Genomic DNA, 2,673 nt, shown 5'->3' with positions numbered 1-2,673 from the left:
ACGGTCCAGCGGCCGGCCGTGCAGCTTCGTGTGCGCCAGGTCGGCCGCATCGAACTTCCAGTCCACGCCCGCCGGCTTGCCGGCGTGCCGCAGCGCCTCGCCCAGTACACGTTCGGCCGCGCTGGCCAAGGTGATGGCCGAGGCGAAGCGATGGCGCTCCAGGAACGCGACGAGCGCCATCTCCAGCTGGTCGCACGCAAGGTCGATGCGGTTGCAGGTTTGCGAGGTCATGCCCGGACTCCAGGACGGATGTTGAGGTTCCAGTCTATCGCCGCCGTGGCGCGTGCAAGAGAAATACTGCTGAGTCCGCTGCCACGCCGTAAAGTTTTCGCGCCCCGGAGCCGATAAACAACCTCGTAAGGCGGCAAGGCGCCCTTGTTCGACGCGCCTTCGAAGCCATTCCCGCGGTGCGGGACTCTTCCGGCCGGAAGCTTGCACTGGCAAATAACCAGATAACTGAGAGAAAAATGGAGAATCCGGCTGCTCACCGCTCGCCCAGATTGCGAGCAGCCTCACTGTCATTGCGCCTCCCGCGGGGGATGTCTGGCACCTGTTGCTTGCGCTCATGGTCACGACGCTGACCTGCCTCGCCAGCGGCGCGCTGAAAACGATGGCGGGCGAAATCGCGCCGATATGGCTGACCAATGCGGTGCTGCTGTCACAGCTGATGGCCGCATCGCGACGGCAACGATACTGGGTCTTCGCTGGCGGGGTCCTCGGGAATCTGGCGGCCAATCTTTATGTGGGCGAAAGCCTCGGGGTATCGGCTTCGTAATCGTCGGCCGACATCGTTGAGGTCCTGATTGCGTTCGCCTTCACACCGCGCGTCTCGACGGTCTCCGAGCTGGTCCGACTGAAACCGCTTGTGAGATTCGTGACGGGTGGCGTGCTGCTTGCGCCTGCCGTATCCGGCATCCTCGCGACGACGCTGCTGCGCGGGCAGCTGAACTGGCATCTGCTGCCCAGCCTGGCCAACTGGTATGTCTCGGATGCGCTGAGAGTCGCCATCTTCACGCCCGCCGCCCTGGTGTTCTGGACCGGCGAAGTCGCGCATCTCCTGCGTGCTGGCCAACTCCGGAAGACCGCCTTCCTGTTGCTGCTGGTTTGCATTGTCACGGCAGGCGTATTTGGTCAAAGCCGGTTTCCGCTCCTGTACTGGGCGCTGCCGCCCATCGTGCTGTTGGCGTTTCAGGCGGACCTCGCGGGCGTCATGGTCGGGCTGCTGCTGTGTCTCGGCATCGCCGTGTCGTTCACGATGCGCGGGTCCGGGCCGCTCTGGGTCTTTCCCTACGAAACCATGCAAGGCCGCATCTTCGGCCGGCAGCTTTTTCTGGTTGCCGCACTCGGCATTGCCCTGCCCATCAGCGCCACCCAGGCGCAGCGAAACCGGCTCTTCAGGCTGCTGCGCGATGGCGAACGGCGATACCGGGTGCTCGCGGAAAACGCGAGCGATATCGTCATGAGCCTGGGGCTCGACGGCCGGCTCACCTACGTGTCGCCGCGGGTTACCGCATTGCGGGCCACACCGTTGACCAGGTGATGAGCTTGTACCTGCCCGACCTGGCGCTGTCCGACGACCGCGGTGCCCTGGCGATGGCCCTCGAAAAAGTGGCGTCGGGCGAATCCGAAGCTGCCCAGACCAGTCGCCTCCTGCACAGGAACGGTGGCGCCGTCTGGATGGAGACGCACCTGCGCTGCGTCATCGACCCGTGCTCGGGCAATCCGGACTCCCTGACCGCCACCATCCGCAACATTACGGAGCAAAAGCTGGCGGACCAGCGGGCCGCCGACGAGCGCGCGGAGTTGCAGGGGCTCGCTTTCCGCGACGCGCTGACGGGGCTCTTCAACCGGCGTCATTTCGACCGCGAGCTGGGACGTCACTGGCAACGGACGTCGCGGGCCGACAAGCGGGGAAATCTCGCGGTCATCATGGCCGACGTGGACGCCTACAAGAGCTATAACGACCGGTTTGGCCACCAGCGGGGTGACGAATGCCTGCGCACGGTTGCGGCAGCAATTTCGTCTGCCACTTCGCGTGCGACTGATACGGTAGCCCGGTATGGTGGAGAAGAGTTTGCCCTCATACTGCCGGATACGGACGGCGCGGGTGCGCTGATTGTGGCCGAGCGAATCCGGCGGGCTGTGGAGTGCCTTGGCATTCCACACGAGGCGAGCAGTCCGGGCATCGTCACGATTAGCGTCGGCGTCGCGGCAACGCAGGCCGGACAGGACAGCGACCCTGCAATGCTCGTCGGAGCCGCCGACCGCGCACTGTATGCTGCCAAACAGCAAGGCCGGAATTGTATATGCGTTGCAGACGTCGATGAGCAGGAGCCGACAGAGCCTGATTTGCGCGTCAAGCTGGGCTAATCGTCGTCGACCGCGAACGGCACAGCGGTCACCACCTCCCCATTCACCTCTACGGCCCCTCAACGCGGGGTTGAAGCGTGATGGTGAGCGTCGCACTGACTGATTTTGTGGCGTCGCCCCAGGCCGTCGCTGTTCCGTTCAACACGATGTATCCGGCCAGCGTGCCAATGTTGTTTGAACACAATTGCAGGTCGTAGCCTGGCGTCGATAGCGAGGCGTTGAATGCATACAGTTCGAATCTCGTCGTCGACACGTAGATACTGCTTGCGGTGTACGAGAAGTTATCGATGGAGCGTGTCTGCT

At 63.8% G+C, this 2,673-nt stretch carries 4 protein-coding genes and 1 pseudogene; 3 read left to right on the top strand and 2 right to left on the bottom strand.

Features of this window, described 5'->3' with window-relative positions:
* Positions 1-231, bottom strand: a pseudogene (locus tag P0D89_RS52130) (hypothetical protein); the annotation flags it as partial.
* Positions 232-565: 334 nt separating this feature from the next.
* Between P0D89_RS52130 and P0D89_RS52125 the strand changes: the two are divergent.
* The 3 genes from P0D89_RS52125 (at position 566) to P0D89_RS52115 (ending at position 2,370) form a co-directional block, all read left to right on the top strand.
* Positions 566-775 carry a hypothetical protein gene (locus tag P0D89_RS52125; protein WP_408368304.1) on the top strand — a complete coding sequence of 70 codons (210 nt, stop codon included), beginning with the start codon at positions 566-568 and terminating at the stop codon, positions 773-775.
* Positions 776-874: 99 nt separating this feature from the next.
* Positions 875-1,540 carry a hypothetical protein gene (locus P0D89_RS52120; protein WP_408368302.1) on the top strand — a complete coding sequence of 222 codons (666 nt, stop codon included), beginning with the start codon at positions 875-877 and terminating at the stop codon, positions 1,538-1,540.
* A gap of 5 nt (positions 1,541-1,545) precedes the next feature.
* Positions 1,546-2,370: a diguanylate cyclase gene (locus P0D89_RS52115; RefSeq protein ID WP_408368300.1), complete on the top strand. Its 825-nt coding sequence runs from the start codon at positions 1,546-1,548 to the stop codon at positions 2,368-2,370.
* A 49-nt stretch (positions 2,371-2,419) separates the two neighbouring features.
* Here P0D89_RS52115 and P0D89_RS52110 read toward each other — a convergent pair.
* Positions 2,420-2,673 (bottom strand): hypothetical protein (locus P0D89_RS52110; RefSeq protein ID WP_408368298.1); only part of this gene is annotated, 254 nt, incomplete at its 5' end.

The organism is Paraburkholderia sp. RL18-085-BIA-A (genome assembly GCF_046027075.1).
Lineage (GTDB): Bacteria > Pseudomonadota > Gammaproteobacteria > Burkholderiales > Burkholderiaceae > Paraburkholderia.
Note: the sequence above shows the minus strand (reverse complement) of the source record. Positions and strands in the feature narration are given on the sequence as shown.